The following is a 6165-nucleotide window of genomic DNA, read 5'->3' as shown; positions in this document are numbered from 1 at the left end:
TACCCTAAAACTTTCGTTAGGAAAGTCTGATGTTTCCTGCTCTCTAAGAAGAGTAGTGTAAATATCAGTTGCTTTACGATACTGCCGTCTCGCCCTGTATGTATCTCCTGTGTAAAGACGGGCTTTGAGTATATGGTGCTCTAAGGCACCTTCTTTACTTATAATCTGTTGATACAATTGTCGTGCTTTATTGTAATTTTTCTGCTCAATATATACTTCCGCCTCTCTAAATAGTCCATATATATGATAGTATTTGGTGAGTCCTGGGGTAGTGAAAATTTGGTTGAATGTTTTGTGTGTGTTTGCATAATCCTTCTGTAGGCGGTAACTTTCTGCAATATTGAAAAGAGCCAGAGGTATGCTGTAATCTACCTCCTTTAGTTCCTTTATTTTCTCGTATTCCTTACGTGCTTCTGTATAATTGCCTTTTTGCAAGAAAACATCAGCTCTCCCAAAAATATCTTCAATGAATGTTTTGCCCATACTTCTCTTTAAACGTTTTTCTACTTCGTTTGCTTTTAATGTAGCCTCTTTTTTTTCTTCTTCTGTGTTTGCAAGTTTAACTGCTTCAGTATAAGCCTTGAGAGCATTCGAAAAATCTCCTTCTGCTTCCTGTCTGCCTGCATTTAGGGAAGCATCCTGATAGTTTTTCCATTCGGGGGTTTGTATATGTGTTATATGTGCATAATCCACAAAAGCACCAGTTCTGCTTATTAACGCAACCTTTACTGCATTAATTCTTTTATTCGCAACTTTTTTAGGTATGGTTATATTTCCTTCAATCTTAGTCCATTCAGTGCCAGTTTTTTTCGTTACCACAGTCAGTTGGGCGGGTGCAGTTAAGCGCCCTTGTTTATTAAGTTCATAAGCGTAAATCTGTACGCTTACATCTTTTCTTTCGGGGTCTTTTGCGTAAAAACTTATGATCAACTGGTCATCCTCGGCAACGTATATGAGATTGTTTGTCACAAGATGCCCCTTTATATAAGCATATCTTTTGCCTTTGTAGGCATCTGTAGGGTTTTCTATAATCTTAAACTCTTTTGTATATGCAGTAGTTCCGCTGGGGTTAAGTCTCCATCCTGTAGGAAACCCTTCTGGCTCTGGCAGAGCGAAGCATAATGTGCCAAGAAGCGTGTAAAGAAAGAATATTACTATTCCTTGTAGTGTCCAATTTGTTTTCATAGTAACTCCTGTATTAAAAGAAAGGTTTGTTCATAAGTTTGTTAATTTTATTAAGATGGGTCTTAACTTTTATAGTTTTAGGGTTCTTTTTAGTCACGAAAAATCTTAACAAGTTTGTAAGGTAATGGGAGTATATAAAATTATTTGTAAATATTCAGTAAACCCCGTCTTGCCTATTGGGAACTTGTCTGCATAAATCTTTTGTGCATACGAAAACTTGTTTGCACTATACAAACAAGGTGAGATTCACTCAAATTTTTAGTAAATATTAGCAAGCCATCCCCACATTGTCTCTCCCCTTCACAAAAACTATCAGGACAAGCCCTTAGGCTTGTCCTGAGTACCTCCGAGTGAAATGCTCCATATTCTCTCCGCCCACTATACTATTCTGACCGCCCCATTTTACCATCCTGAACTTGTTTCAGGATCACTAACCTAACCCACGTCGATAGTAGGCACAGCGTAAAAACGAGATTCCGGTTCAAGTCCGGAATGACATACAAGGGCAACCCCATTCTTTATCATTACGTCTTCCGTTTTTGGTTAGGTTGCTAACTACCCCCCCCCTCATCCTTTCTTGCCCTACGGGCTTCAGTCAGCGGGCTTACCAACTCGCCCTTTGTGCTATACAGTGCTCATTATTCTTCGCACCAGCACTCTTCCCCTCCCTCACTAAAACTTCGGGAGAAGCCCAAGGGTAGAAGGCAAAAACGAGAGTGAGCAAATAACACCCATACTTTTTGCCCTTTTTTTGTGTCTTTATGTATAATAAAACCCTATTCCCACGTTAGTTTTATAGGAGCCTTGTTACCAAGTTTTACCCACCAGTGTTTGGAAGTATAATGTTTTTTTACTGCTTCAACAAATCTGCTGGTAGTTACAGATTCAACATGACCATCTAAAAATAGGGCATTCATTAGATTTGCATGTCTAAAATGTGTTACGCTATAGAGACTCGGCGCATCAGCACCACCTGGTCCAAAATTTTCGAACTGATGGTTAAACATTTTCATTTCAGGGGTATAGTATGTACTGGCAAGAGATTCTGCAAATAAGATGAAATCTGATTGGTTATTAAGTATAAGTTTTGGTCTAAACCACCCTTCAGAATTTACAAAAGTTCCAGTACCATCACGGGCGTATGTTGCCTGACCAAGGATTGGGTCAGGGGTATAAGGTAAAGCAGACGGGCATGAGATAACTTCAGAAGAAATATAACCGCGTAAATCGCCGAACATTCCATCGTAATACAGTTGTCCTGCTGGAACCAGAGTGCTTTGTAGCCGTAAGTTTACAATTCCTGCCCAGTCATCTGAATACAAAAGCACACCAATACCTATCTGCTTAAGGTTGTTCATACAAGTTGCAGATTTTGCTCTTGCCCTTGCTTTTGAGAGGGCTGGGAGTAGCATAGCCGCCAGTATGGCTATGATTGCTATTACTACAAGGAGTTCTATCAATGTGAAACCTCTACTACTTTTTCTTTTCATCTTTTTTCACCTCTCTTTACCCCTCTTATTTTTTATATAGTTGGGATTATTTTGTTACCGTTAAACAATTTTCACTGTTTTATTATTTCGCTATCAGTATGTATGATTTAGGTTTACCAGTCTTCCTTCATGAGGAGCGTGAAGGAAACAGTTAGGAACGTCTTTCTGATCAAGCATGCGATAAGCATCTAAATCTGTTGCAGCTGGAACAAATTCTGTCCCTATCCATTTTGCATTACCTCCTACGTACAGTACGTTTAAGCCGTCCCATCCGTGATTATGTTTCTTGTAAACCCTTAGTCTGGCAGACGATTTAACTTCCCAAGTTGAAGTACCGCCATAGTGTCCGCTGGTAATCTTTTTGCGGTCAGCCATTATGACTGTATCAGGATGAGTCTGTAAGTTTAGCCCGTAGGCGTATGCATACGAACATGTACCCTGTCCTTGAGTACCAGCGTGCCCCCATAACATTCCGGGTACAACTCTGTTATACGGATTAGTTGCTTCTGTGTTAGGGTTGTCATAGGTACTTGGACAGCAGAATATGCTACAGTCTTTCACGTAGGCTGGGGTTTCAAGGTCATCTGATGTGGGGTCTATCTGCCCGGTAAGAAGTGCCAGAGAAACGTTTGGGTTTGATGCCTCTGTTGTATGGTAACATGTTGGAAAGTACTGGTTCCAGTCTTGGGCATATATGTGAAGTATAAGCCCTATCTGTTTGAGGTTGGCGATACAAACTCCCCTTCTTGCCCGCTCCCTTGCTTTTGCTAAAGCGGGTAGAAGCATTGCGGCAAGTATGGCTATGATTGCTATTACTACAAGGAGTTCTATTAACGTGAAGCCTTTATTTTTTTTCATTTTTTTTCACCTCCTTTTACTTTTAATAATTTTATACAATTCACGCATTCCCAAAGAATTTATAGCATAGTTTTTATTTGTTGTCAATCTTAATAAACCCTGCATTTTCAATTTTCCAGATAGAACCTCCTGTTGGAACCCATGCAAACCATCCGTCACGTTTGGAAATGCCTATATTAAAAGCCAGTTTTTCAACTTCCTCAGGGTTAATACCTATTTTTGAAATAGGTATTTTTATCTCAGAGGTCCATATCCGATTCTCTTCATCCTGTATATCAGCCTTACATTCAACGGATTCAATGAAATCTTTGACTTTTTCTTCAGGCATTCCAAAAAGATTGTTCAGTTTAAATTCTCCCCTAAAATTGCCGCTTATAGAATAGATAGGACCCGAAGTTACCATATCGTATTGCCACCATCCGTGGCTGTGAGCGCCCTGTTGGCTTTCTATTGCTACCTCAAACGAAGGAATATGGTTTTTCATTGCTGGGGGCATATCGCTCTTATAAGGATCAGGCTCATGCTTTATCCCAATATATAGATAATTCTTGTCGTAAAAAAGCCATGCGTAACTCTTTGCTCCTTTGACTCTTTTGCCTGTATGGTGGTTCTCGATTACCATTGAGTTTTTTATATCCAGTTCTCCCCACTCTTTTTTGTCAAGTTTGCCGTCTATTGTAATAACCGATTTTCTGGGACGGATATTGTATATAGGAGGAGGGTCGACTATCCTTCCTGATGAAGCGGAGGCTGCCCAAGCAGGTTTTTTGTAATAGTATTTGCCTATTTCTTTTTTTTCTCTATTTACAGGCCAACTTGCTCGAAGTTCATCTTTATAAACACCAATATATTCCATTTCTGGTAGAGGTTCAAATCCTGTAAGTCCATAAATGGGGGAGCCTTGCCTTATATCAAGATCGGTGTTGTTGCTGTCAAGGAAAAGTGGGTTTTCAAGTGTGATATTATTTTTAAAATCAATATCGTCTCTTACTCCTCCAAAAGTCATAAACCTTCCCGCTGTATTAATGTTCCGTTTTACAGTTATCCCTTTTGCCCATCCCACTGGCGTTTTGTCATAAAGGGTGGTAACCAATTGAGGATACCTATAACTCCAAGGGGGCTGTTTGTAGCCGACGACCTTGAGCCGTTCTTCCGCAAGTTTGGATATTCTGGAGGGGATAGGTTCTCCTTTAGGATTATTGAACAGAGTCCACATATTGTTCAGTTGTATGGCATGGTCGGCATCCACAAATATATTGTTTTCTATCCTGTTATCTGGACCTGGGAAAAGGATACTTCTGGGTACCTTATAAAAAATGTTGTTTTCCATAACAATGCCGCTGTTGATACAGTCTAGCACGAGTCCGAAACATTGCTGTTGGTAGTTGGGAGAGGAGTTGGAACTTATGTGGTGGAATAGATTACCTCTTATAACGGTGCCTCGACTCATCATATACCACGGCTCGCCGTATACATAAATTGCGCCGAGTTCTTTTCCTGTGTGGAGAACGTCGTGCATTTCATTGAATTCTATGATATGGTCGTTGGCGTTAAAACATATTGCCTGCATAGGGGAATCATTTATGAGGTTATGAGATACCACCTGCCCGATTCCATCAATGTTTACCGCCTGCCTGTATCCGTAGTCAAACCTGTTGAAACGGTATATGTGGTTGTTTTCAACTGTATGTCTTGCAGGAATAAGTTCCCTTCTGCCCGGGGTAATCTGGTGGTTGCCTATTATAGGGTTAGTATTGAGGGATATGCCTCCTTCTCCCGTATCGTATATGTCGCAACCTATAACTTTATGTTCCCATCCGCTTCCTATTTTTACTGCCCATTGTCCTGTGTTGCGAATAATGCTCTTTGTTATGATGTTGTTCCTTCCTCCTTCCATTGTTACGGCATCTTGTCTTGTAACTTCTAAGGTGAGTCCATAAAGAACTATATTGGATGTATCTTCTATTTTTAATAAAGGTGAGTTTAACGTAGAAACTATCATTTCGCTGTTTTGTACCTTCTCGGGAGGATATAGGTATAGTTTACCCGTATACCTGTCAAGGTACCATTCTCCTGGAGAATCAAGTTCGCTAAGTAGGTTGTAAGCATAGTAAGGCATATTTTTCAATATCTGGATTTTGTAACGACTTGAATAATATCCCGTAGAAGACCATCTTGTGTCAGGTTCAAGAAAAATGTTTTTTGCTGTGCTGTCAATAAATTTTATTTTCGTGTGAGTATTGGCGTAAGGAACTGACCAGTAACCGTTTAACCATGCATCTTTTTCTTCTGTCCATCTTTCTGGTCTGTCGCCTGTGTACGTGAAACCTCCCAGCTGGTATAGTCCTCTACCCTTTACTTCCCCAACAGGTTTTATGTCTGCAACTTTGAGCCAGCCTTCGTTGGGCCAGCGCGCAAGCGGCATTGCTCTGCCGTTGAAAAAGAGTTCGAGTGCGGCGGGATTTGCTTTACCGTGTCCACCTCGGTTGAGCAGTTGCCCGTAATCTGTGATACCTGCTTCTTTAAGGTTGGCAACCCATATTTTATCTTTTGCTTCCTTCGGTAGGCGGTTTAATATGTTTGGGTCATTAAGAGGTTTAAAGTTTGTTATCTGTTTGCCTCCTATAATACG

4 protein-coding genes and 2 pseudogenes are annotated in these 6165 nt (G+C 40.4%); all 6 read right to left on the bottom strand.

Going from position 1 to position 6165, the window contains the following annotated elements; all coding sequences use genetic code 11:
* Positions 1-1185, bottom strand: a 1185-nt coding sequence (locus M0P98_08995; protein ID MCK9266982.1) for a tetratricopeptide repeat protein, incomplete at its 3' end; no start/stop codon positions are given.
* A 776-nt stretch (positions 1186-1961) separates the two neighbouring features.
* Positions 1962-2102: a hypothetical protein gene (locus tag M0P98_08990; GenBank protein MCK9266981.1), complete on the bottom strand. Its 141-nt coding sequence runs from the start codon at positions 2100-2102 to the stop codon at positions 1962-1964.
* 480 nt (positions 2103-2582) lie between these two features.
* A pseudogene (locus M0P98_08985) lies at positions 2583-2675 on the bottom strand (prepilin-type N-terminal cleavage/methylation domain-containing protein).
* Positions 2676-2768: 93 nt separating this feature from the next.
* Positions 2769-3461 carry a DUF1559 domain-containing protein gene (locus M0P98_08980; GenBank protein ID MCK9266980.1) on the bottom strand — a complete coding sequence of 231 codons (693 nt, stop codon included), beginning with the start codon at positions 3459-3461 and terminating at the stop codon, positions 2769-2771.
* A pseudogene (locus M0P98_08975) lies at positions 3447-3533 on the bottom strand (prepilin-type N-terminal cleavage/methylation domain-containing protein). Before M0P98_08975 ends, M0P98_08980 begins: the two are co-directional and overlap by 15 nt.
* Positions 3534-3606: 73 nt before the next feature.
* A partial coding sequence (locus M0P98_08970) for a hypothetical protein (GenBank protein MCK9266979.1) occupies positions 3607-6165 on the bottom strand: 2559 nt, incomplete at its 5' end.

It is taken from the genome of bacterium (genome assembly GCA_023230585.1).
Taxonomy (GTDB): Bacteria; Ratteibacteria; UBA8468; order B48-G9; family JAFGKM01; genus JALNXB01.
Note: the sequence above shows the minus strand (reverse complement) of the source record. Positions and strands in the feature narration are given on the sequence as shown.

Bases quoted from the DNA above. Each gene is read 5' to 3' on its own strand.
- M0P98_08980 (MCK9266980.1), bottom strand. From the start codon at position 3,461: ATGCTTCTACCCGCTTTAGCAAAAGCAAGGGAGCGGGCAAGAAGGGGA.
- M0P98_08990 (MCK9266981.1), bottom strand. From the start codon at position 2,102: ATGAATGCCCTATTTTTAGATGGTCATGTTGAATCTGTAACTACCAGC.